Origin of the sequence: Sphaerisporangium corydalis, assembly GCF_025506355.1 — a bacterium.
Taxonomy (GTDB): domain Bacteria; phylum Actinomycetota; class Actinomycetes; order Streptosporangiales; family Streptosporangiaceae; genus Sphaerisporangium; species Sphaerisporangium corydalis.
Map to the genome: position 1 here is coordinate 1 of NZ_JANZYP010000030.1, position 22524 is coordinate 22524.

A 22524-nucleotide genomic window follows, 5' to 3' on the forward strand; every position below is an offset into this window, starting at 1 on the left:
CCCGGCACTCGCCCCCGCCTCAGCCCCCGTGCCCGCCTCCGCCCCCGTGCCGACCTCCGCCCCCGTTCTCGTCTCCGCCTCCGTGCCGGCCTCCGCCCCCGTTCCCGTCTCCGCCGCCGTTCCCGTCTCCGCCTCCGGTCCCGTCTCCGTCCCCGCTCCCGGATCGGACCCCGCCCCTGCCCCCGCGATCGGCTCCGGATCCGGCCCGGTCACGGGCGCGGTGGGCCGGTGGGCGGGCGGGGTGGTGCCGGACTCGGCCTGGGCGAGCACGGCGTGGGCCTCGTCGGGGAACTGCGCGTAGTCCAGGACCGTGGCCAGCAGGATGGCCGCGTCCACCCCGCCGCCCGCAGCCAGCGCGGCGCGGCCGAGCCGGATGGCCAGGGTGTAGTCGTGGGCCGACCACGCGAGCCCGCACGCCGACAGCAGCGGCCCCGGCGCCGCCTGCGTGCCGCTTTCGAGCTGCCACACGGTCAGCCTGAGCAGGTCGTCACGCCGCCGGGCGCCGCTGCGCTCCAGCGCGCCGGCCAGCGCGGCGTACCGGTTGCGGCGGCGCAGCGGCGGGCACCCGGCCCGCGCCACCTCCCCGTAAAGGGGATGCCCGAGGCGGACGAGCATCCGCCGGCCGTCGCGGGTCATGCGGACCAGGCCGCGCTCCTCGGCACGCTCGACGGCCCCGGGCGGGGTCAGCTCCAGCAGGGCGGCCAGCCCGACGGGCTCGCCGAAGGCGGTCAGCTCCAGCACGGCCGCGGTCTCGGGGGACAGCGCGCCGATGCGCTCGCCGACCAGTTCGGTGAGGCGCGGGGCCATGGGCGGCTCGCCCGTGAGCTGCCACATGCCCCTGACCTGGCGCAGCGTGCCGGCGTCTCGGGCCGCGCCGACGAGTTCGTGCAGCAGCAGCGCGTTGCCTTCGGTCGCGACGGCGAGCCGCCGGACGGTGGCGTCGTCGGGCCGGCCGCCGAGTGCGGCGGTGAGGACGGCGGCGCTGTCGGCGAGGGTGAGCGGCCCGACGTCGGCCCGCGCCGCCAGGCCGTCCCGCCACAGGGCGGTGACGCTGTCGGGCGCGGGCTCGCCCGTGCGCAGGGTCGCGACGATGAGGGCGCCTTCCACGGTCACGAGGTGGTGCACGGCGGCGGCCGAGGGGCCGTCGAGAAGGTGGGCGTCGTCGACGGCGAGGACGGGCCTGCGGCCCCCCGCGTGGGCGCGCACGGCGTCGGCCGCCCACCGCAGCGGGTTGACCAGCCCGGGCGGCGCCTCGGGCGGCAGCAGCCTGGCCAGCGCGCCGTACGGGATGCCGCCCGCCGCGCGGGTCGCCCTGATCGGGATGACGGTGTGGGCGGGGGAGGCGAACGTGCGCAGCACTTCGGTGGCCAGCCTGCTCTTGCCCACCCCGGCGGGCCCGGCGATGACGACGCCGTGCGCCGCCCCGTCGTGCGCCAGCCGCACGAGACGGGCGAGATCCTCCCGCCGCCCCGCGAACGGCCACATCGCCACCGGCCGCCTCCCGCCCATGTTCGTGTTGTCCGGCCTGTTTCGGATCGTCTATCGTCCGCTTGTGGAACGCTGGGGAGCCAGATATCTGGTCGAATGCCCGCACTGCGAACGGGACACCCTCGCGCGCGAACCGGACGGCCCGCACCGATCCTTTCTGCCGTCTTTGCTGGCTCCTTATTCATTATCGGTGTGTCAGGTGTGCATGCACGTCCTTTTACTGGCGACGGACGCCTCCGGCGAGGGATCGGAGCCGGACGGGACGGACGCGTGGGGGCCGCCGCGCCAGGTCCGCGTCCTGTGGCCCGTTGCGGGGCGGCCGGAGGGGCCGGAGATCCCCGAGCGTCTGCGCGCGGAGTTGCGCGAGGCCAAGGACTGCCTGCGCGCGGGCGCGCACTCCTCGGCGGTGGTGATGGTCAGACGGCTGCTCGAGGGCGTCTGCGCCGACCACGGGGTGACCGCGGCCCCGCTGTCGCAGGCGCTGAAGGTGCTGAGCCGGCGCGGGCTGATCGAGGGCAGGCTGCTGGTGTGGGCCGAGGATCTGCGGCTCATCGGCAACGAGGCGGCGCATATCCGCGCCGGGCGCATTCCCGCGGAGGACGCCAGGGACGCGGTGGTGCTCGCCGAGGCACTGCTCGATTATTTGTACGTATTTACCCCGAAATATCGTGACTTCAGAAAACGGCGTGAGGCGGCGGGGACCCGATTTCCCGTCCCGGCGCGCGAGAGACTTCCCGACACCCTGTCGATCCGGACCCTGCGGCGGTCCAAGGTGCGGTTCTCCACGCATTCGTATTCGCACGACCCCTCCCGCGCCCGATCCAGGAGATCGATCGCCGACGAGCTGGGGGTGGGCCACGACCGGCTGCTGAAGGCGGTCGTCGCCTACGTCGACGGGCACGTCGTGCTGGCGGTGGCGCCGGTCGGCGGGCCGGTCGACCTGGCGGCCCTCGCCGCGGCCTTCGGCGGGCGCGTCGCGCGCGTGGCGCCGGCGGCGGAGGTGTCCCTGCTCGGCACCGACGTGGTCAGCCCGCTCGGGGTGCCGCTGAGGGTGCCCGCGGTGGCCGACGCGAGCGTCCTGCGGCACCGCACGGTCTACGTCGCCAGCGGCCGGCACGGCCTGGAGCTGGAGCTGGAGCCCGCCGCGCTCGTCAGGGTGATCGGCGCCCGGGTCGCCCCCATCGCCCCGCCCCCCGGCCCGCCGCCCTCCTGAGCCGCCGCCCCCCTTGACCCGCTCGGCGTCCTCCTGAGCCGTTCAGCGCGTCCGGGCCCACTGGAGGTCGTCGAGACGGGTGCCGCCGGGACCCGGGAGCAGCGACCTGATCAGCGCCTCGCGCGTGAACCCGGCGCGTTCGAGCACGCGGTGGGACGGGACGTTCTCCGGCGCGGTGCCGGCGACCAGCCGGAACAGGGGCGTGCTCGTGAACGCCCAGTCGGCCAGCAGGACGACCGCCCTGGTCATCAGGCCCCGGCCGCGGAAGCGCCGCGCCAGGCTGTAGCCGACCATGGCCTGGCCGAGCGGCTGGGCGATGTTCGTGAGCTGGATGTGGCCGGCGAACTCGCCGGTGACCGCGTCGCGCACGCCGAGCTCGGCCCGCTCGCCCGACAGCCACCACATCGCGGTGTACCGGCAGCGCGACAGGGTGTCCTCCATGAGAGGGGCCTCCGGCGGCACGCCGTAGCGCAGGACCTCGGGCTCGCTCATCAATTCCTGGTAGGCGCCGGCGTCGTCCAGGGTGAGCGGCGCGAGCCGCACGACGCCGTCGGAGAGCGAGCCGCCCGGCAGGCCGGGCAGGTAGGGACGCTGGGGCTCACCGGAGTCGGTGGCCAGACGCGCGAAGCCCGCCACGTCGTCGTGCCCGCCGCCGCGCCGGGGGTCGGCGCCGCGCTGGACGCCCTCGCGCCGGAAGCCGGCGGCCATCGCCACCCGCTGGCTCGCGACGTTCTCCACGTTGGCGACCAGCTCCACGCGGTGGACCCCCTGGGCGAACGCCCACTCGGTCAGCGCGCGGGCCGCCGCCGCGGCCACGCCGCGCCCGCGCGCCCAGGGGGCGAGCAGGTAGCCGATCTCCCCGGCGCCGCGCACGCCGAGCGGCTTGATCCCGATGTTGCCGAGCCAGTCGCCGGTCGCGGCGTCGGCGATGGCGAACGACGCGCCGCCCCGGTTCCAGTCCGCGGGGGCCAGCTCGCCGACGTAGGTGAGCGCGTCGTCGAGGCCGTAGGGCACGGGCACGGTCGGGATGTACCTGATGATGTCGGGGTCCTGGCACCCGCGCGCGATCGCCTCGGCGTCCGTCTTGAGGAGCTCGCGCAGGACGACGTCGCCGGCGGGGATCGGTTCACGGGGAAACATGCCTCAAGTGCTACCAGCTTCGGGGGCATGGGTCGAACGGTTTCCGCACCCTTATCCGACCCCCGACCAGGGTCTGGGGGCCACGAGTGGGGGGCGGTCGCATATAGCCTTGCGCGCATGGGTTTTCGCAGGCACGGGCCGTTCCGGCCCGGTGATCAGGTCCAGCTCACCGACCCCAAGGACAAGCGTCACACGGTGACCTTGCGCGAGGGCGCGGTCTTCCATACCCACAAGGGATCCATACCTCACGATGACCTGATCGGGCAGCCCGAGGGGTCGGTGGTCCGCTCCTCGGGCGGCACATCCTACCTCGCCTTCCGCCACCTGCTCCAGGACTACGCGGTGTCGATGCCGCGCGGCGCGGCGGTGGTCTATCCCAAGGACGCCGCGCAGATCGTCGCGATGGCGGACATCTTCCCCGGGGCGCGCGTGGTGGAGGCCGGCGTCGGGTCCGGGGCGCTCACGTGCTTCCTGCTGCGGGCGGTCGGGGAGAACGGGCGGGTCACCTCCTACGAGCGGCGCGAGGACTTCGCCGCGGTCGCCCGCAAGAACGTCGAGAAGTTCTACGACGGGCCCATGGAGCAGTGGAGGCTGGTGGTGGGCGACCTGGTCGCCTCCCTCGACGAGGTCGACGTCGACCGGGTGATCCTCGACATGCTCGCTCCGTGGGAATGTGCCGACGCCGCCGCCAAGGCGCTGACTCCAGGAGGCGTTATCTGCTGTTATGTAGCGACAACGACGCAATTGTCCCGTACGGTGGAAACCCTGCGCGATCACGGAAGTTTCACGGAGCCGCATTCGTGGGAAACCTTGGTCCGCGACTGGCATGTCGAAGGGCTCGCCGTGCGCCCTGGTCACCGGATGGTGGGGCACACCGGCTTTCTCGTCACGGCCCGTCGCATGGCGGACGGCGTGACGCCCCCGCCCAGGCGCAGGCGGCCCGCCAAGGGCGCCTACGGGGAGGAGGCGGCCACATGAGCCCCCGAAGTCTGGCGCTCCGTCCGGCGGTCAATCATGCTTTGACACGCACAGCGGGGGAACAGAAACGTGTGCGTAGCTGCTTACTAGCAAAGAGCCATCCAAAAAGCATTAAACAGCGAACACTGGATGTAATGACACGAACACTCCCTGGCCAGGTTACGGATGCCCCCGAGATAGGTAGGGTCTTGAGTAGTCGCCCTCGACTGGGAAGGAGGTGACTGTGGCAGCTCGCGAGGACGCTGAGGCTAGAGCCGCCCAGCGCGAACGAGAGGTCGCGGACCTCACAACTCAGGTCTCCTTCCTCCAGGAGGAGATCACCGCGTTGCGCCGCAAGCTGGCCGAGTCGCCCCGGCAGGCCAGAGTCCTGGAAGAACGTCTCCATGAGGTGCAGGCCAGCCTGGCCGCCGTCACCGGTCAGAACGAACGACTGGTGGCCACCCTCAAAGAGGCGAGAGACCAGATCGTCGCGCTCAAGGAGGAGGTCGACCGCCTGGCCCAGCCGCCATCGGGGTTCGGCGTGTTCCTGGAGTCGCGTGACGACGGCACCGTGGAGGTGTTCACCGGCGGGCGCAAGCTCCGGGTGAACGTCAGCCCCGCCGTCGACGTCGACGCGCTCAGGCGCGGTCAGGAGGTCATGCTCAACGAGGCGCTCAACGTGGTCGAGGCGCTCGGCTACGAGACCGTCGGCGAGATCGTGATGCTCAAGGAGCTCCTGGAGGACGGCCAGCGGGCGCTGGTCATCTCCCACGCCGACGAGGAGCGCGTGGTCCGCCTGGCCGAGTCGCTGCTCGACCAGCCGATCCGGGCGGGTGACTCGCTGTTGCTGGAGCCGCGCTCCGGCTACGTCTACGAGCGCATCCCGAAGTCCGAGGTCGAGGAGCTCGTGCTCGAGGAGGTGCCCGACATCTCCTACGAGGAGATCGGCGGGCTCATGCGGCAGATCGAGCAGATCAGGGACGCCATCGAGCTTCCCTACCTGCACGCCGACCTGTTCCGCGAGCACAAACTGCGCCCGCCCAAGGGCGTCCTGCTCTACGGCCCGCCGGGCTGCGGCAAGACGCTCATCGCCAAGGCCGTCGCCAACTCCCTGGCCAAGCAGGTCGCGGAGAAGACCGGCCAGTCCGGCAAGAGCTTCTTCCTCAACATCAAGGGCCCGGAGCTGCTCAACAAGTACGTGGGCGAGACCGAGCGGCACATCCGCCTGGTCTTCCAGCGGGCCAGGGAGAAGGCCTCAGAGGGCACCCCGGTGATCGTGTTCTTCGACGAGATGGACTCGATCTTCCGCACACGTGGCTCCGGCGTCTCCTCCGACGTCGAGAACACCATCGTTCCCCAGCTGCTGTCGGAGATCGACGGTGTCGAGGGCCTCGAGAACGTCATCGTCATCGGCGCGTCCAACCGCGAGGACATGATCGACCCGGCGATCCTGCGGCCCGGCCGCCTGGACGTCAAGATCAAGATCGAGCGGCCGGACGCGGAGGCGGCCAAGGACATCTTCTCGAAGTACATCACCACCGAACTCCCGCTGCACGACGAGGACCTCGGCGAGCACAGCTCCTCTCGCGAGGCCACCGTCGCCGGCATGATCCAGCGGGTCGTCGAGCGCATGTACACCGAGAGCGAGGAGAACCGCTTCCTCGAGGTGACCTACGCCAACGGCGACAAGGAGGTCCTGTACTTCAAGGACTTCAACTCCGGCGCCATGATCCAGAACATCGTGGACCGGGGCAAGAAGATGGCCATCAAGGCGTTCCTCGAGACCAAGCAGAAGGGCCTGCGGATCCAGCATCTGCTGGCCGCCTGCGTGGACGAGTTCAGTGAGAACGAGGATCTGCCCAACACCACCAACCCCGACGACTGGGCCCGCATCTCCGGAAAGAAGGGCGAGCGCATCGTCTACATCCGCACTCTTGTGTCCGGCAAGCAGGGCACAGAGGCCGGGCGGTCGATCGACACGGTCGCCAACACCGGCCAGTACCTCTGATTGAAACCGGCATGCGACGGCGTGGTTCCTCCCGGAGCCGCGCCGTCGCCGTTTCCCGCCAGGGCCCTCGGGCAGCGGACCTTAGGGCCGTCGCGGCCGTGCGACGGTCTAGGCTCGGTGGTGACGGGCGGTGCGACGGCGGAGGTCCGGGTGCGAAGCACAGATGAAGGGCTGAGAGCGTGACGGTACGGCGGGTCATGGGCATCGAGACCGAGTACGGCATTTCCGTACCCGGGCAGCCGGGCGCTAACGCGATGGTGACCTCCTCACAGGTGGTCAACGCCTACCTGGCGGCCTCGGCCGCCCGGGCGCGCCGCGCCAGATGGGACTTCGAGGAGGAGAATCCACTTCGCGACGCCCGGGGCTTCGACCTGGCCCGTGAGATCGCCGATCCCACCCAGCTCACCGACGAGGACCTGGGGCTGGCCAACGTCATCCTCACCAACGGCGCGCGGCTCTACGTCGACCACGCCCATCCGGAGTACTCCACGCCCGAGTGCACCAACCCCCGCGCGGCGGTGATCTGGGACAAGGCGGGCGAGCGCGTCATGCACGACGCGGCGGTCCGCGCCTCGGGCATGCCGGGCAACGCCCCCATCCAGCTCTACAAGAACAACACCGACAACAAGGGCGCCTCCTACGGCTGCCATGAGAACTACCTCATGCGGCGGGCCACGCCCTTCGCCGACATCGTCAGGCACCTGACGCCGTTCTTCGTCTCCCGCCAGGTGGTGTGCGGGGCCGGCCGGGTGGGCATCGGGCAGGACTCGCGCGGCGAGGGGTTCCAGATCAGCCAGCGCGCCGACTTCTTCGAGGTCGAGGTCGGGCTGGAGACCACGCTGAAGCGGCCGATCATCAACACCCGCGACGAGCCGCACGCCGACCCCGAGAAGTACCGCCGGCTGCACGTCATCATCGGCGACGCGAACATGTCCGAGATCTCCACCTACCTGAAGCTCGGCGCCACGGCGCTGGTGCTGGCGATGATCGAGGACGGGTTCCTGACCGGCGACCTGTCGGTCGAGAGCCCGGTGGCGGCGCTCCGAGCCGTCTCCCACGACCCGACCTGCAAGTACGAGATGACCCTGCGGGACGGCCGCAAGATGACCGCCGTCCAGCTCCAGATGGAGTACCTGGAGCAGGCCCGCAAGTACGTCGAGGACCGCTTCGGCGCCGCCGTGGACGACCTGACCAAGGACGTGCTCAACCGCTGGGAGTCGGTGCTCACCCGGCTCGCCGAGGACCCCATGCAGCTCTCCCGTGAGCTCGACTGGGTGGCCAAGCTGGAGATCCTGGAGGGCTACCGCTCGCGGGACGGCCTGGCCTGGTCGCACCCCCGGCTCCAGCTCGTCGACCTGCAGTACTCCGACATCCGTCCCGACCGCGGCCTGTACAACCGCCTGGTGGCGCGCGACCGCATGCAGCGGCTGGTGACCGAGGAGGACGTCCAGCGGGCGATCGAGCTGCCGCCCAACGACACCCGGGCCTACTTCCGGGGGCGTTGCCTGCGCCAGTACAGCGAGTCGGTCGCGGCGGCCTCGTGGGACTCGGTCATCTTCGACATCCCCGGCCGGGAGTCGCTGCAGCGGGTGCCGACCCTGGAGCCGCTGCGCGGGACCAAGGCCCACGTGGGGGAGCTGCTCGACCGCTGCCGCACCGCCGCCGAGCTGGTCAGCGCCCTCACCGGCGAACGCTGAGCCGGGCGGGCCCGCGGGCCCGCCCGCCTACCGCCCGGCCGCGCGGTGACACCGGCCGGGTGGCACCGGACCGGCGCGACCCGCCCTGGCCGGAGCCGTCCGAGCGATTGTGATCTACATTGTAAAGGCACCGGGCGGGAACAGCCCGCTGCCGGTCAGCCGCATGGGGGGCACCGCGATGCCCTCCTTGCGCAGGATGTCCGACAGCACCATCGCGGCCTGGTCGCTGGTGAGCCGCTCCGCCGGGTCGGACACGAGCAGCCCCTTGAGCAGCGCCCCTAGCGCGCCGGCGCGTTTGGGGATCCTGGTCTCCCCGGGGGCCCGGTCGGCCAGGATGTCCCCGGTCTCGACGGCGGGCGGCCTGCCCTCCACCGAGAAGTAGAGCGTGGCGCCGAACGACCACAGGTCGGCGGCCTGGGTCGCGGGGTGGCCGCGCAGCCGCTCCGGCGCGATGTACCCGGGCGAGCCCACGATCGGCGAGGTGTTGGTGTGGGAGGACTCGCCCTGGAGCACCGCGATGCCGAAGTCGCTGAGGACCACGCGCTCGCCGGTGAGCAGCACGTTGCCCGGTTTGATGTCGCGGTGCAGCACCCCGGCGGCGTGCGCGTGCCGCAGGCCGCTGAGGAGGTGGAAGCCGATCCAGGCGGTCCAGTGGACCGGCAGGCGGCCGAGGTGCCACGCCGTCGCCTGCAGGGTCAGGGCCTCCACCAGCTCCATGACGATCCAGAGCCGGTTGTCCTCCTCCAGCAGGTCGTGGACGGTGACGATGGCCGGGTGGCTGAGCCTGGCGGCCGACCGGGCCTCGCGCAGGGCGTGGCGCCGGGCGGTGTGCACGTCGAGTTCGTCGTCGTGGCGGGCGGGCCGCAGCTCCTTGATCGCGACGTCGCGGGCGAGCCGGCGGTCGTGCGCGCGCCAGACGATGCCCATCCCCCCTTGACCCAGCGGCGAGATCAGACGGTACCGATCTCCGAGGAGCTGTGCGTGATCCGCTCTCATGTCACCCGTTCACAGTTGGCATCGTGCCCTGCCCCCAAGGCCGTTCCATTTTCCGGTCGGAACGGGATGCCTATGGGTGGATCACCACAGAATGCCATACGGTGCGGGGTAACAATCTGATTTACACCAGGCCGACCCCCAGGATGAGGGTGCCGGCCGCCAGGCAGACGCCGCCGATCCCGGTCAGCCATATTAGCCTGCTGGGCCGGGTGTCGCTGGGACGTACGACCGACAGGAAGAACCCCAGGGGCATCAGGATCGGGGCGGCGGTCACCAGCCCGCGTACGAGCCCTTTGAGGCCGTCGGAGAGGTGTGCCTGGTCGACGTAGAGCATGGCCACCAGGGCCAGCAGCACCAGGACGCCCGCGTGGGCGTGGCCGGCCCGCCACAGGCCGCGCCGGACCGGGTTGTCGAGGTAGCCGGGGGTGCGCCGGCCGATGAAGGTGAGCAGCGAGGCGCCGCCGAAGGCGACGGCGGGGACGGTGATCAGCAGCACGCCCGCGGTGCTGAGTGATGCCGGGGACATCGGGCCCTCCCAAGAGTTGGACAGTGTCCCTATCCAACCATTGGATAGCTCTACTGTCCAACGCACCCAAATCGTGCCAATTCAACTGATTTGCCATAGACCCTTGCGGGGAGGTTGTCTGACGAGAAGGCCCTCCTCCAGACGGTCTCGCGTAGATCACAGGACGATCCGCGCGAAATGTCGTCCGGTTCGGGGAAGATATGAATCAGATGCGTCCCCCAAGCGGAGGTACCACATGGCGACTAAGGACACCGGCGGACAGAAGCAGACCAGCCGGCAGGAGACCGAGGTCGAGGAGACCGAGGCACAGGCGTCACCGGACGTCCAGGAGCGTCAGGAGAAGCTGACCGACGACGTCGACGCGATCCTCGACGAGATCGACGAGGTGCTGGAGGAGAACGCCGAGGAGTTCGTCCGCAGCTACGTGCAAAAGGGTGGTCAGTAAGGGGCCGAGGGTCCACCCGCTCCGCCCTCGGACGCAGGCGCGCCGGTCAGGCCATGTGAAGCGTCGCGATCTCGAAGGGGCGGAGCGGTAGCCGCACGACACCACCCGCGGCATCGAGCGGGCGGACCGGACGGCCCGAGGTGTCCGCCAGCCGGGCCCTGGTGAACGGCCCCCGGACGACCGCCTCGGTGGCCGCCGGGTGCAGGGCCACCAGGCGGGCCTCCAGCCACCCGTCCCGCTCGCGCAGGGCGCCGAGCACCACCCCGTCACCGCCCACCTCCAGTGGGGAGACGGGCATGGTGCGGGCGGCATCGGCCGCCGAGCCGGGCGCCGCCAGCAGCTCATGGTGGTATTCCTCGGCCAGGCGCACGAGCCCCGCCCGGTCCCAGGTCCCCTCGTACAGGTGCACGGCGAAGCGCACGGTGATCATCCCGGGGCACTGCGCCCCCGGCGTCGCGATCTGCGGGCCCGCCGGCTCGTCCCGCATCGCGTTGTCGTTGCGCGACAGGTGGCCCACCGCCCGCAGCAGCGTCACGGCCAGCTCGCCCCCCGCGCCCGCTCCCGGCGGGCACACCAGCTCGTACTCGCAGACGTGGTCCAGCAGGACCGCGAGGCCCCCGGCGGCCACGAAGCCGGACGCGGGAAAGGTGGGCAGCGGTTCCTCGCCGCCCCCGCCCTCGGCCGAGGTCCCCCGGCGCACGACCGCGTACTGCCCGGCGGCGAACGACTCCGCGGCCTCGCGCGGCAGCGGCGCGTGCCAGCGCACGCGGTGGTCGCGGCAGGGATTGCCGAACGTGGTCGCCAGGCGCGCGAACGGCTCGCCCGCCCTGAGCTCCACGCGGGTGGTGACGGTCACCTCGGCCTCCTCGGCCGAGCGCGCGCCGCCCGCCGCGTGGCCCGGCCAGCGGTACCCCCGGGCCACCTCCAGCACCGAGACCAGCGGCCCGGCGCACACCGCGGTGACCTTCACGGTGTCCGGGACCTCCACCAGGCGGTCGCCGGCCGGCGGCGCGTGGTTGTAGGTGTCGCCGTCGTCCCCGCCGTCGACGATCCGTCCCACCCCCGAGACGTGCGCGCCCGAGGGGGTGCGCAGCGACAGGGTCCCGTCGCCGTCCACCGTCACCCGCAGCAGGCCGTTGTCCAGGACGCCCTCGGGCAGGGCCCCGGCGCCCGTCCCGGCGGGAGGGGCGCCCGCGCCCGCCTCGGCCGGAAGGGCGTCCGCCTCGGCCGGGGGAGCGCCCGCGTCCGCTTCGGCCGGGGGAAGGCCCGCGTCCGCCTCGGCCGGGGGAGCGTCGTGCGGCACCGAGGTCAGGACCGTGCGGCCCATCGCCGGGACCTCCACGCGCGCCGCGACCGTGACCACCGGCTCGGCCACGGTGCGCACCCGCCACGGCCCCGGCCTGGCCGCCGCCGCGCCGAGGATGGCGTCCTTGAGGTCGGCGTACCGGTAGCCGGTGGTCGCGTGGCGGCCCACCACGACCGTGAACACGTCCTGTTCGGCCGACCAGGAGATGATCTCGTGGCCGAACAGCTCGCGCTCGTGGACGCGCCCGAGCAGCCGCGACAGGTCCTCCATCGTGGACTCGTCCAGCAGGGTGGGGGCGTGCCGCAGCGCCTGCGCGGGCACGGGCGAGCCGCCGGGGGCGGTCAGGCGCGACCGCTCCAGCGGCAGGTCGGCGAGCACCAGCGCGGTCCTGGCGAACGGCGAGGGGTTGACGACGACGATCTGGTCCCGCCCGGCGGTCGCGGCCAGCGAGGAGTTCACCATGTCGACCACCGCCTGCCCGATCTGCTCGGCCTCGGCGACGCGCGCCTCGACCTGCTGGGCGGTCTCGTCGGCACCGCACCCGGTGATGGAGTCGTGCCCGCTGCACGCGATGAGGCCGCGCCAGGCCAGCTCGATCAGCCGGCGCGCGGCCGTGCGGTCGGCCGCGCGCCGCTCACGGCCGGCGGGATCCTGCGCGTCCCCGTGCCGCTCGCTCAGCCACAGGGCCGCCAGCGGCTCGGCGTACCGGGTGACGACGCGCTCTGCGCGCCCCATGACCTGCTTCAGCGGGATCCGGGCGGAGATGACGCCGGGCAGGATGTTGGCCCGCGCGTGGGAGCGCAGCTCGCCCTCCACGACCGCCGGCCCCCCGGCGGGCGGCGCCAGGGCGAGGTACTCGCCGAGCGTGGCCAGGCGCAGGCCGGCGGCGGTGATGTCGCCGGAGGGCGCGGAGTGGTCGGCGCCGTACATCGCCAGCAGCGGGCCCTCGGGGTGCCACGGGCGCATGGTGGCGGTGAAGGACTCCAGGCGGTCGGGGAGCCCTTCCGGCGGGCCGGAGAACAGGGCCACGGCGTTGCCGTACCCGCCCGGCAGGTACTGGGCGGGGATCACCGTGCCGTCGGCGCCCTTCCAGTCGAACGCGTCGCGCTCGACGGACGCGGGGACCCCGCGCCACAGGCAGGCGACCGGCAGCCCGGCCAGGGCGAGGATCTGCGGCATCTGGGCGCAGTGCCCGAACTGGTCGGGCAGGTAGCCGACCTCCATGGCCCCGCCCAGCTCGCGGGCGCCCCGCAGGCCGTACTCCAGGTTGCGGATCAGGGTCTCGCCCGAGCACAGGAACTCGTCGGCCAGGATCGTCCAGGGCCCGGCCGCGAACCGGCCCTCGGCGACGAACCCGGCGACGTCGGCGCGGCGCTCGGGCCGGATCTCCAGGTAGTCCTGCACGGCCGCGAGCTGCCCGTCCATGGTGAACCGGTAGAGCGGGTCGGCGGCCATGGTGTCGAGCACCTCGTCGAGCATGCGGACCAGCCCCATGCGGAAACGCTGGAAGGGCAGATACCACTCGCGGTCCCAGTGGGTGTGGGGAACGACCACGATCTCACTCAACGCGCTCGCCTTCCGGGTGTGGTGCGGTGGTGGACAGGGCACGGGCCCGGCGGCCCGAGGTCAGGTGCACAGGGCCATGACCTCGTTGCGCGGGGTCTCCAGCCGGTGCGGGCCCGGCAGGGCGGGCAGGGTCACGCGGTCGCCCCTGACCACCGAACGGTGCTCGGGGCCCCACAGCACGAGCCCGTCGGCGTCCAGCACCAGGAACTCCCCGCCGTGCCGCAGCAGCAGGGGCGCGTCCGGGCCGGCGGACACGGCGGTCCGCCCGGCGCGCACGCCCGCGACGACCGGCCCGGGCCCCTCGCCGCCGGCGAGCACCCAGGTCGTGGGCATGCCGGGCGGGTGGTTCTCGCCGGGACGGTGGAAGTCGCCGCCGCCGACCAGCACCAAATCGTCGCGCCAGGCCTGCGCCCAGGCGAGCGGCGCCCCCCACGTGCGGTCCCACCAGCCCGAATGCCAGATCTCCGCCGTGCGGGGCCGCTCGGTGAACGGGTGGCGCCACGCGCAGTCGGCGGCCAGCGGGTGGTTGACCGACAGCAGCCCGCCCCGCTCGCGCGCGGCGCGCGCCCAGGAGTCGGCGGGCTCGCGGAAGTCGACCCAGCCGATGTCGCCGAAGGCGTTGGCGTGCCCGAGGTCGGTGGTGACCTCCTGGCCGGGGACCAGCGTGATCCCGGCCGCCGAGGCGACGCCGGGCAGTTCGGCGTGGTGGCTGACGGTGTTGTGGTCGGTGACCGCCAGGAAGTCCAGCCCCGACGACCGGGCCAGCGCGGCCAGCTCGGCCACGGTCAGCGAACCGTCGGAGTGCACGGTGTGGGCGTGCAGGTCGCCGGCCCGCCAGCGCAGGCCGTCCAGCTCCGGCAGCCGGCGGCGCGCCGAGGCGGGCACGACGCCGGAGGGCGGGGGAGCGGCGGGCGGGACGGGCGGCGGCGGGGGATCGGCGTGCGGGGTCACCGTGACCTGGTACGGCAGGCCCGCGAACGGGACGCGGTACAGCCCGGTCAGCACCCGCCACACGCCTTGCTCAAGCTCGCCCGGCAGGTAGCCGGGGGTGGCCCACCCGGGCGCGATCGTGTACCGGGAGCGGGCACCGCCCGACCAGCCGCGGAATCCCGCGGGACCCTCGCACCCGAGGTCCAGCACCCCTGAGGAACGGTCGTACGACAGTTCCACGGTGAACGCGGCGGTGCCGGGGGGAAGCTCGACGGGCAGCGCGTGTACCGGCGCGCGGAGCCGGTCGTCCAGCGTCCAGCGCCCGCTGAGCGTGACGGGCCCCGGGACGCTCACGGGACCACCAGCGCGCCGTGGCGGTAGACCAGGGCGCGGGGGTGGCGCGGGACGGCCCACGCCCGCGCGCCGGGCGGCGGCTCGGCGTCCTCGGGCACGACGGCCTGGACCAGGTGGTCGCCCGAGGGCGAGGTCACTTCGAGCGTCACCAGGAAGGAGGTGCCCAGATTCTCCACCACCGAGACCTGCCCGGCGAAGGCGTCCTTCCTGGCCGCGTCCGCCAGGTCCATGTACTCCGGGCGCAGCCCGTACACGATCTCCTCGCCGCCGGCGACGCCCGGCGCCGGGGGCAGGACGGCCCCGGCTACGTGCAGGCCGTCGTCCTCGGCCACGCCGGGCAGCAGGTTCATCGGCGTGGAGCCGATGAACGAGGCGACGAAGGTGTTGGCCGGCCGCTGGAACACCTCCGAGGGCGTGCCGACCTGCATGATCCGCCCGGCGGACATGACGGCGATGCGGTCGGCCATCGCCAGCGCCTCGCCCTGGTCGTGGGTGACGAAGACCGTGGTGACCGCGAGCTCCCGCTGGAGGCGCTTGAGGAACGTCCTGGCCTCCAGGCGCATCCGGGCGTCCAGGTTGGACAGCGGTTCGTCGAACAGGAACACCGCCGGGTGGCAGGCGATGGCGCGGGCCAGCGCCACCCGCTGCTGCTGGCCGCCGGACAGCTGGGCGGGCCGGCGGGCCAGCAGCTCCGACAGGCTGAGCCTCGCCGCCGTCTCGGCCGCCTTGGCCTCGCGTTCGGCGCGCGGCACCTTCTTGACGCGCAGCGGATAGGCGATGTTGGCGGTGACGTCCATGTGCGGGAACAGGGCGTAGTCCTGGAACACCATGGCGACGTCGCGCCGCCCGGGCGGCAGCGCCGTCACGTCCGCGTCGCCGATCACCACGCGCCCCGACGTGGGGGCCTCCAGGCCGGCGATCGTCCGCAGCAGGGTGGTCTTCCCGCATCCCGAGGGGCCGAGCAGCGCGAAGAACTCGCCGTCGGCGATCGCGAGGTCCAGCCCGTCGACCGCCCGGACGCCGCCGGGGAACTCCTTGGTCAGGCCGTGCAGCGAGATCACCGTTTGATCCCTCCGTGGAAGCGGAAGCCGTATCTGCGGCTGACGAAGACGTACATGAGGACGACGGGGAGGGAGTAGAGCAGGGAGAAGGTCGAGATCAGGTCCAGGCGCGGCGAGCCGCCCTCGGTGTAGAGCGTGTAGAGGATCACCGCGCCCGGCGCCTTGGCGGGGTCGCGCAGCAGGATGAACGGCGTCAGGAAGCTGCCCCACACCGAGGCGACCGCCCAGACCGCGATCGTGGCCAGCCCGGGGCGGATCACCGGGATCACGATGTGCCGCAGGATCTGCAGGGGGCTCGCCCCGAACACGCGCGCGGACTCCTCGTATGAGGTCGGCGTGCCGTCCATGAAGTCCTTCAGTATGAAGATCGCGGCCGGGAGCAGCCCGCCCGAGAGGGTCAGGATGACGCCGAGGTGGGTGTCGATCAGGTCGAGCCGGGTGGCGAGCTCGAAGATCGGCACCATGGCGGCGGTGCCGGTGACCACCGAGGACAGCAGCAGCAGGACGTACAGCAGGGCGTCCCTGCCGGGCACCCGCACCCGCGACAGCGCGTAGGCGGCGAGCGCGGCCAGCACCACCACCAGGGCGGCGCTGGCCGCCGCCTGGATGACCGAGTTGCCGAGCGAGCTGAGGACGTAGGGGTTGTCCAGCAGCGCCCTGAAGTTGCGCAGCGTGAACTCCGGGACCGACGCGGTGATCGTCGGGTGGGCGTCGAACGGCGCGGTGGCCAGCCACAGCAGCGGCAGCGCGAAGAACCCCGCCACGGCGGCCAGGAAGGTGGCCCGCCCGAGTACGGCCACCGCGTGCCGCACCCGGTCGGTCTCCACCGTGACGACCCGGCCGCCCCCGGCCGTACCGCCCCGGGTCACACCGTCCCCGGTCGTACCGCCCCCGGTCACGCTGTCCCGGGTCACGCCGTCCCCGGTCATGTCGCCCCCGGTCACGTGGCCACCCCGCGCCGGCCGCGCAGCAGCCGCAGGTACACCAGGGCCAGGACCAGGTTGATCAGCAGGACCAGGAACGACACCGCGGCGCCGAAGCCGAGCCTGCCGCCGCTGACCGCCACGTTGTAGATGTAGACCGGCAGGATCTCCGACCGCCCCTCCGGCCCGCCCGCGGTGATCTGGAAGCTGGTGAAGTCGTTGAACGTCCACAGGCTGATCAGCAGCAGGTTGGTCAGCATGTGCCCCGTGATCCTCGGGAACACCACGTCGCGCAGCTGCTGGAAGGTCGAGGCGCCGGCCAGCCGCGCGGTCTCCAGGTGGGACGGCGGCACGTTCTCCAGCGCCGCGCCGTACAGCATCATCGAGAACGCGGTGCCGCGCCAGGTGTTGAAGACGATGATCGACGCCATCGGGTGGTCCAGCAGCCAGGCGAATCCCGGGGTGTGCAGGAACGCGTTCAGGGTGCCCTGGTCGCGGTCGAGCAGGGCGATCCACAGGAACGCCACCACCGAGGAGGGCAGGATCCAGGCGAGCAGCACCAGGCCCTCGACCGTCCGCTTGACCGGGCCGGTGCGGTTGCGCAGCGCCCAGGCGATGGCGAACCCGAGCCCGGCCTGGCCGATGACGGCAGAGCCGAGCACGAACTGGACGGTCAGCCACAGCGAGGTGTGGAACCGCTCGTCGCCGAGCGCCGTGAGGTAGTTGTCGGCGCCGACGAGGCTCGGGTTCGCCGCCGCGAGGCCGGTGAGCCGGAAGTCGGTGAGGCCGAGGTAGATGGTCCACAGGGCCGGGAAGATCAGGAACACCCCGACCAGGACCAGGGCGGGCAGGACGAACCCGAACGCCCGTGCCCTGCCCAGCCCCGCCGCGTCGGTGTTCACGGCGCCCGCTTCGCCCGCGCCCGCTCGCGTACACGTCCTTCGCACGACCCAACCCGTGCGCGTCCCTGACACGGCCTCACCCACGCGCGTCTTTCACACGGCCTCACCCACGCGTGTCGCACACCCGCGCCCGCCCGCCGCCCCCGTCGCCGGCGCGCGCCGGCGTGTCGCGTGTTCATCGGGCGATGTTGGCGGCGCCGCCGACCAGGCCCTCGAGTTTCCGCTCGTAGGAGGCGGCGGCCTCCTCGACGCTCTTGCCGGAGACGATGTCGGCGGTCGCCTCCTGCAGGGCGACCGAGACCTGCGGGTACACCGCGAGCCCCGGCCGGTAGGAGGTGATGGGCAGGACCTTCTCCGAGACGAAGCCCAGCATCGGGTCGGACGCCAGCACCTCCTCGTTCACGTCGGTGCGCGAGGTGATCCTGGCCTCGCCCGCGAGCCCGGCCTTGGTCGCCTCGGCCGAGTGCATGAACGACAGCAGCTGCCAGGCCAGCTTGGCGTTCGGGGAGTTGGGGTTGAGCACGCGCACGGCGCCGCCGGACATGCTGACGAAGTCCTGGCCCCGCACCCCCGCCCCGGGCCGCCGCGAGGGGATCAGTGCGTACCCGACGGCCTTGTCGCGGTCGGGCATGGGCGCGACCCCGGCCTTGGGTTCGACGACGGAGCGCCAGAAGTAGTCGCCCTCCGCCAGGACGCCGATCTTGCCGTCGGCGAACTCCTGGAAGGACTTGTCGCGCCCCTTGGCCTCCTGTTGCAGCCGGGGGTCGCCGAGCCCGGTCGTGTACACCTGCCGGTAGAAGCCGAGCACGTCCTTGACGGCCTGCGACGCCCCGGTCCACTTGCCGCCCGAGAAGATCTCCGAGCCGGTGCCCACCAGCAGCGGAAGCGCGCCCTGCATGGCGGTGGCCTCGCCCATGGCGGTGCCCGCGTTGATCTGCAGGGGGACCGGCACCCCGGCCTTCTTGAGCGCCGCGCCGGCGTCGAGGATCTCCTGCCAGCTCTTGGGCTGCCAGGACGCGGGCAGCCCCGCCTTGGCGAACAGGGTCTTGTTGTAGAACAGGACGCGGCCGTCGGTGCCCTGCGGCAGGCCGTACTTCTTGCCGTCGAACACGCCGAGGCTCTGGACCGCCGGGGGGATCTGGCTCCAGCCCTCCCACTGCCCGGCCTCGGGGCCGGCGGTCTGGTCCAGCGGCTTGATGTACCCGGCCTGGGCGAACTCGCCGACCCAGATGCCGTCCAGGTCGATCACGTCGGCGCCCGCGTGCGACTTCAGGTCCAGCGCGATCTTGGTCTTGTACTGCTCGTCGTCCACGCCGTTCGGCTGGAACAGCACGTGTACGATCTTGCCCTGGGCCTTCTGCGCTTCTTCGAAGCGGGGGATCAGCCAGTTCTTGGTCCAGTCGGCGGTCGCGGCGTTCTTGCCGCCCGAGATGGCGTTGGCGGTGATCGTCAGGGTGGTGCCGCCGTCTCCGGAGGGGCCTCCGGAGCCGCACGCGGAGAGGGACAGCGCGGCGGCGGCCAGTGCGGCGAGAGTTCGTGCGGGTCTCACGGGAGGACCTCCCCTTGGGGATGGAGGCATACCTGTTTGAATGTCACGACAACTCGACAATTACACGAGCGGTCTCATCCGTAAAGATTATTTTTGGGGAAGATGATGCTGGATGGGCGAAAGCGGTTCGCGCTGAGCTGATCGTGGGAAGTGCAACCACGACAGCACCACGAGTAGGGTCGGCGTAGTAGTCGAAAGCAGTGGGAGGGAGTCGCGTGGCAGCACAGCGGGACTGGATGAATCACCTGTTCCTGGACACGGGGTCGACGTCGTTCACCGAGTTCGTCCGGTCCTACGCGCCAGGGCTCCTCCCGGGGAGATTCGAGTCGCTGGCCACACCCGTCACCGACCAGATCCCGCACGCGACCACGATCGTCGCGGCGACGTTCGCGGGCGGCGTGGTCATGGCGGGCGACCGGCGGGCCACCGCGGGGAACTACATCTCCCAGAAGGACATGGAGAAGGTCTTCCGCACCGACGACTACTCCTGCATGGGCATCGCGGGCACCGCGAGCACCGGCATCGAGATGGCCCGCGTCTACCAGGTGGAGCTGGAGCACTACGAGAAGCGCGAGGGCCGCGAGCTCTCGGTCGAGGGCAAGGCCAACCGCCTGGCCAACATGGTCAGGGGCAACCTGCCGATGGCCATGCAGGGCATGGTCGTGGTGCCGCTGTTCGCCGCCTACGACGACAACCGCGACGCCGGGCGCATCTTCTCCTACGACGTGGGCGGCGGCCCCTACGAGCAGAGCGGCTACGCCTCGATCGGCTCCGGCTCGCTGTTCGCGCGCGGTGCGCTGAAGAAGCTCTACCGCGAGAACGCCCCGCTGGAGGACATCGTCCTGTCCTGCGTCCACGCGCTGTACGACGCGGCCGACGACGACTCTGCGACCGGCGGCCCCGACGTGAGCCGCAAGATCTGGCCCCTGATCTCGGTGATCACCGACGAGGGGTACCGCCGCCTGTCAGACGAAGAGGTCGAGGGGTACGTCCGGCAGGTGCTCGACCTGCGCATGGCCGATCCCGACGGGCCCACCGCCCCGCTGCGCTAGTCACCACCCACGGCCCACGAGAGGATCACCACCGGTGTCCATGCCCTTTGGATATGTGTCCCCCGAACAGGAGATGCGGGACAAGGCCGATTTCGCGCGGAAGGGCATCGCGCGCGGCCGCAGCGTCGTGGTGCTGCAGTACGAGAACGGCATTCTGTTCGTCGCTCCGAACGCCTCCAGGGCGCTGCACAAGATCAGTGAGATCTACGACCGCATCGGGTTCGCCGCCGTCGGCAAGTACAACGAGTTCGAGTCGCTGAGGCTGGGCGGCATCCGCTACGCCGACATCAACGGCTACACCTACGACCGCAGCGACGTCACGGCCAGGGGGCTGGCCAACCTGTACGCCCAGTCGCTCGGCATGGTCTTCACCGAGTCGCGCAAGCCGTACGAGGTGGAGATCGTCGTCGCCGAGGTCGGCGACGCGCCCGAAGAGGACCAGATCTACCGGCTCACCTTCGACGGGTCGGTCGCCGACGAGCACGGGTTCGTGGTCATGGGCGGCGTGGCCGAGGCGGTCGCCGGCCGCCTGAAGGACCGCATCCGCGACGCCATGCCGCTCACCGACGCCCTGGACGCCGCCCTGGCGGCGCTCACCGAGCCCGGTGGCGAGCGCCCGCCGGTCTCCCAGCTCGAGGTCGCGGTGCTCGACCGCAACAGGGAACACCGCAAGTTCCAGCGGCTGGCCGGCCCGCGCCTGGAGCGGCTGATCGCCACCGGCGCCGACGACGCGCCGGAGACGGCCGCCCCCGACGTCTCGGGCGCCCTGTCGGGGCCGCCCGGTGAGTCGCCCGCCACCGCTCCCGACGGCGACATCGACGACGGCTCCGGCGCCTGAGGCGCCGTCCCGCTCCACCCGTCCCGGCCGCCCGACCAGGGAGGCCGGGACGAGCCGTCCGCGGCCCGATTCGTCAAGTTTCACCCGTCGCGAGGTGGGCCGGACGTCACCGGAGGTCGATGGCAGGGGCGGGCCGCCCGGAAACCCATGGAAGATCCCTCCCCACCGGCGCCCCGGGGACATAGTGTGAGGTGATGGATCGTCGCATCTTCGGCTTGGAGAACGAATACGGCGTCACCTGCACGTTCAGGGGCCAGCGCAGGCTGTCCCCCGACGAGGTGGCGCGGTACCTTTTCCGCAGAGTCGTGTCCTGGGGCCGATCGAGCAACGTGTTCCTCCGCAACGGTGCCCGCCTGTATCTCGACGTAGGCAGTCACCCCGAGTACGCCACCCCCGAGTGTGACAACGTCGTGGAGCTCGTCACCCACGACAAGGCGGGGGAGCGGATCCTTGAAGGCCTGCTCGTCGACGCCGAGAAGCGGTTGCGCGAGGAGGGCATCGCCGGAGACATCTACCTTTTCAAGAACAACACCGACTCGGCGGGCAACTCCTATGGTTGCCACGAGAACTATCTCGTCGGCAGGCACGGCGAGTTCGGCCGGCTGGCCGACGTCCTGATCCCGTTCCTGGTCACCCGCCAGATCATCTGCGGGGCCGGCAAGGTCCTGCAGACCCCGCGTGGAGCGGTCTACTGCGTGTCCCAGCGGGCCGAGCACATCTGGGAGGGCGTCTCCAGCGCCACCACCCGGTCGCGCCCGATCATCAACACCCGCGACGAGCCGCACGCCGACGCCGAGCGCTTCCGGCGCCTGCACGTCATCGTCGGCGACTCCAACATGAGCGAGTCCACCATGCTGCTCAAGGTCGGCGCCACCGACCTGGTGCTGCGCATGGTCGAGGCCGGCACCGTCATGCGCGACCTGAGCCTGGAGAACCCCATAAGGGCCATCCGGGAGGTCTCCCACGACATGACCGGCCGCAGGCGCGTGCGCCTGGCCAACGGGCGGGAGGCGTCCTCGCTGGAGATCCAGCAGGAGTACCTCTCCAAGGCACGCGACTTCGTCGACCGCCGGGGCGGCGACGCCATCACCCGCAGGGTCCTGGAGCTCTGGGAGCGCACTTTGCGCGCCGTGGAGACCGGTGACCTGGACCTGGTGTCCCGCGAGATCGACTGGGTGACCAAGTACCAGCTCATCGAGCGGTACCGCAACAAGTACGACCTGCCGCTGTCCTCTCCCCGGGTGGCGCAGCTCGACCTCGCCTACCACGACGTGCACCGCAAGCGCGGGCTGTTCTACCTGCTCCAGAAGCGCGGCGCCGTGGAGCGGGTGGCCTCCGACCTGAAGATCTTCGAGGCCAAGTCGGTGCCGCCGCAGACCACGCGGGCCCGGCTGCGCGGGGAGTTCATCCGCAAGGCGCAGGAGAAGCGGCGCGACTTCACCGTCGACTGGGTGCACCTCAAGCTGAACGACCAGGCCCAGCGCACCGTCCTGTGCAAGGACCCCTTCCGCAGCGTCGACGAGAGGGTGGACAAGCTGATCGCCGGAATGTGATCTTCCCTGGGGGAGGACGG

General features: G+C 71.8%; 18 protein-coding genes. 8 read left to right on the plus strand and 10 right to left on the minus strand.

What is annotated here, in order from left to right; genetic code table 11:
- The coding region (locus NYZ98_RS20915; protein WP_262844594.1) for an AAA family ATPase at positions 1–1485 on the minus strand (1485 nt) is incomplete at its 3' end.
- A gap of 208 nt (positions 1486–1693) precedes the next feature.
- Between NYZ98_RS20915 and NYZ98_RS20920 the strand changes: the two genes are divergently transcribed.
- A complete protein-coding gene (locus NYZ98_RS20920; protein WP_262844528.1) occupies positions 1694–2701 on the plus strand; it encodes a YbaK/EbsC family protein in 1008 nt (335 codons plus the stop codon).
- A gap of 42 nt (positions 2702–2743) precedes the next feature.
- Here the strand turns inward: NYZ98_RS20920 and NYZ98_RS20925 are convergent, their stop codons facing one another.
- The gene (locus NYZ98_RS20925; RefSeq protein WP_262844529.1) at positions 2744–3841 is read right to left on the minus strand and encodes a GNAT family N-acetyltransferase; all 1098 of its coding nucleotides are present in this window, start codon (positions 3839–3841) and stop codon (positions 2744–2746) included.
- A gap of 117 nt (positions 3842–3958) precedes the next feature.
- Between NYZ98_RS20925 and NYZ98_RS20930 the strand changes: the two genes are divergently transcribed.
- The 3 genes from NYZ98_RS20930 (at position 3959) to dop (ending at position 8503) form a co-directional block, all read left to right on the plus strand.
- A complete protein-coding gene (locus NYZ98_RS20930) occupies positions 3959–4819 on the plus strand; it encodes a tRNA (adenine-N1)-methyltransferase (RefSeq protein ID WP_262844530.1) in 861 nt (286 codons plus the stop codon).
- A gap of 223 nt (positions 4820–5042) precedes the next feature.
- Positions 5043–6806, plus strand: coding sequence for a proteasome ATPase (gene arc / locus NYZ98_RS20935; protein ID WP_262844531.1), 1764 nt, complete (start codon positions 5043–5045; stop codon positions 6804–6806).
- Between the two features lie 179 nt (positions 6807–6985).
- The gene (dop, locus tag NYZ98_RS20940; RefSeq protein WP_380706631.1) at positions 6986–8503 is read left to right on the plus strand and encodes a depupylase/deamidase Dop; all 1518 of its coding nucleotides are present in this window, start codon (positions 6986–6988) and stop codon (positions 8501–8503) included.
- Between the two features lie 114 nt (positions 8504–8617).
- On the opposite strand, the gene NYZ98_RS20945 is transcribed toward dop, so the two are convergent.
- Together NYZ98_RS20945 and NYZ98_RS20950 are read right to left on the minus strand one after the other, a co-directional pair.
- Entirely contained in the window at positions 8618–9499 is an 882-nt protein-coding gene (locus NYZ98_RS20945; RefSeq protein ID WP_262844532.1) for a serine/threonine-protein kinase, read from the minus strand.
- A 121-nt stretch (positions 9500–9620) separates the two neighbouring features.
- The gene (locus NYZ98_RS20950; RefSeq protein WP_262844533.1) at positions 9621–10025 is read right to left on the minus strand and encodes a hypothetical protein; all 405 of its coding nucleotides are present in this window, start codon (positions 10023–10025) and stop codon (positions 9621–9623) included.
- A 235-nt stretch (positions 10026–10260) separates the two neighbouring features.
- Between NYZ98_RS20950 and NYZ98_RS20955 the strand changes: the two genes are divergently transcribed.
- Complete coding sequence (locus NYZ98_RS20955) at positions 10261–10470, plus strand: ubiquitin-like protein Pup (RefSeq protein WP_262844534.1); 210 nt, start codon at positions 10261–10263, stop codon at positions 10468–10470.
- 46 nt (positions 10471–10516) lie between these two features.
- On the opposite strand, the gene NYZ98_RS20960 is transcribed toward NYZ98_RS20955, so the two are convergent.
- From NYZ98_RS20960 to NYZ98_RS20985, 6 genes are all read right to left on the minus strand, one after another.
- Positions 10517–13342, minus strand: a complete 2826-nt coding sequence (locus NYZ98_RS20960) for a glycoside hydrolase family 38 N-terminal domain-containing protein (RefSeq protein ID WP_262844535.1) — start codon at positions 13340–13342, stop codon at positions 10517–10519.
- A 60-nt stretch (positions 13343–13402) separates the two neighbouring features.
- On the minus strand, positions 13403–14626 hold the full coding sequence (locus NYZ98_RS20965) for a CehA/McbA family metallohydrolase (protein WP_262844536.1): 1224 nt from the start codon (positions 14624–14626) through the stop codon (positions 13403–13405).
- The gene (locus NYZ98_RS20970) at positions 14623–15687 is read right to left on the minus strand and encodes an ABC transporter ATP-binding protein (RefSeq protein WP_262844537.1); all 1065 of its coding nucleotides are present in this window, start codon (positions 15685–15687) and stop codon (positions 14623–14625) included. Before NYZ98_RS20970 ends, NYZ98_RS20965 begins: the two co-directional genes overlap by 4 nt.
- Positions 15684–16631, minus strand: coding sequence for a carbohydrate ABC transporter permease (locus NYZ98_RS20975; RefSeq protein WP_262844538.1), 948 nt, complete (start codon positions 16629–16631; stop codon positions 15684–15686). The genes NYZ98_RS20970 and NYZ98_RS20975 overlap by 4 nt, the downstream gene beginning before the upstream one ends.
- Complete coding sequence (locus NYZ98_RS20980) at positions 16628–17512, minus strand: carbohydrate ABC transporter permease (protein ID WP_262844539.1); 885 nt, start codon at positions 17510–17512, stop codon at positions 16628–16630. Before NYZ98_RS20980 ends, NYZ98_RS20975 begins: the two co-directional genes overlap by 4 nt.
- Before the next feature lie 175 nt (positions 17513–17687).
- A complete protein-coding gene (locus NYZ98_RS20985; RefSeq protein ID WP_262844540.1) occupies positions 17688–19061 on the minus strand; it encodes an extracellular solute-binding protein in 1374 nt (457 codons plus the stop codon).
- A gap of 236 nt (positions 19062–19297) precedes the next feature.
- Here NYZ98_RS20985 and prcB point away from each other — a divergent pair, with 236 nt between their 5' ends.
- The 3 genes from prcB (at position 19298) to pafA (ending at position 22504) form a co-directional block, all read left to right on the plus strand.
- Positions 19298–20113, plus strand: a complete 816-nt coding sequence (gene prcB, locus NYZ98_RS20990) for a proteasome subunit beta (RefSeq protein WP_262844596.1) — start codon at positions 19298–19300, stop codon at positions 20111–20113.
- Between the two features lie 40 nt (positions 20114–20153).
- Complete coding sequence (gene prcA / locus NYZ98_RS20995; protein WP_262844597.1) at positions 20154–20951, plus strand: proteasome subunit alpha; 798 nt, start codon at positions 20154–20156, stop codon at positions 20949–20951.
- Positions 20952–21145: 194 nt separating this feature from the next.
- Complete coding sequence (pafA, locus tag NYZ98_RS21000) at positions 21146–22504, plus strand: Pup--protein ligase (RefSeq protein WP_262844541.1); 1359 nt, start codon at positions 21146–21148, stop codon at positions 22502–22504.
- Positions 22505–22524: the final 20 nt, after the last annotated feature.

Excerpts from the sequence above, each read along its gene's own strand:
- prcA (WP_262844597.1), top strand. The coding sequence starts at position 20,154 with ATGCCCTTTGGATATGTGTCCCCCGAACAGGAGATGCGGGACAAGGCC.
- prcB (WP_262844596.1), top strand. The coding sequence starts at position 19,298 with ATGAATCACCTGTTCCTGGACACGGGGTCGACGTCGTTCACCGAGTTC.
- NYZ98_RS20945 (WP_262844532.1), bottom strand. The coding sequence starts at position 9,499 with ATGAGAGCGGATCACGCACAGCTCCTCGGAGATCGGTACCGTCTGATC.
- NYZ98_RS20930 (WP_262844530.1), top strand. The coding sequence starts at position 3,959 with ATGGGTTTTCGCAGGCACGGGCCGTTCCGGCCCGGTGATCAGGTCCAG.
- pafA (WP_262844541.1), top strand. The coding sequence starts at position 21,146 with ATGGATCGTCGCATCTTCGGCTTGGAGAACGAATACGGCGTCACCTGC.
- NYZ98_RS20955 (WP_262844534.1), top strand. The coding sequence starts at position 10,261 with ATGGCGACTAAGGACACCGGCGGACAGAAGCAGACCAGCCGGCAGGAG.
- NYZ98_RS20925 (WP_262844529.1), bottom strand. The coding sequence starts at position 3,841 with ATGTTTCCCCGTGAACCGATCCCCGCCGGCGACGTCGTCCTGCGCGAG.
- NYZ98_RS20950 (WP_262844533.1), bottom strand. The coding sequence starts at position 10,025 with ATGTCCCCGGCATCACTCAGCACCGCGGGCGTGCTGCTGATCACCGTC.
- NYZ98_RS20920 (WP_262844528.1), top strand. The coding sequence starts at position 1,694 with ATGCACGTCCTTTTACTGGCGACGGACGCCTCCGGCGAGGGATCGGAG.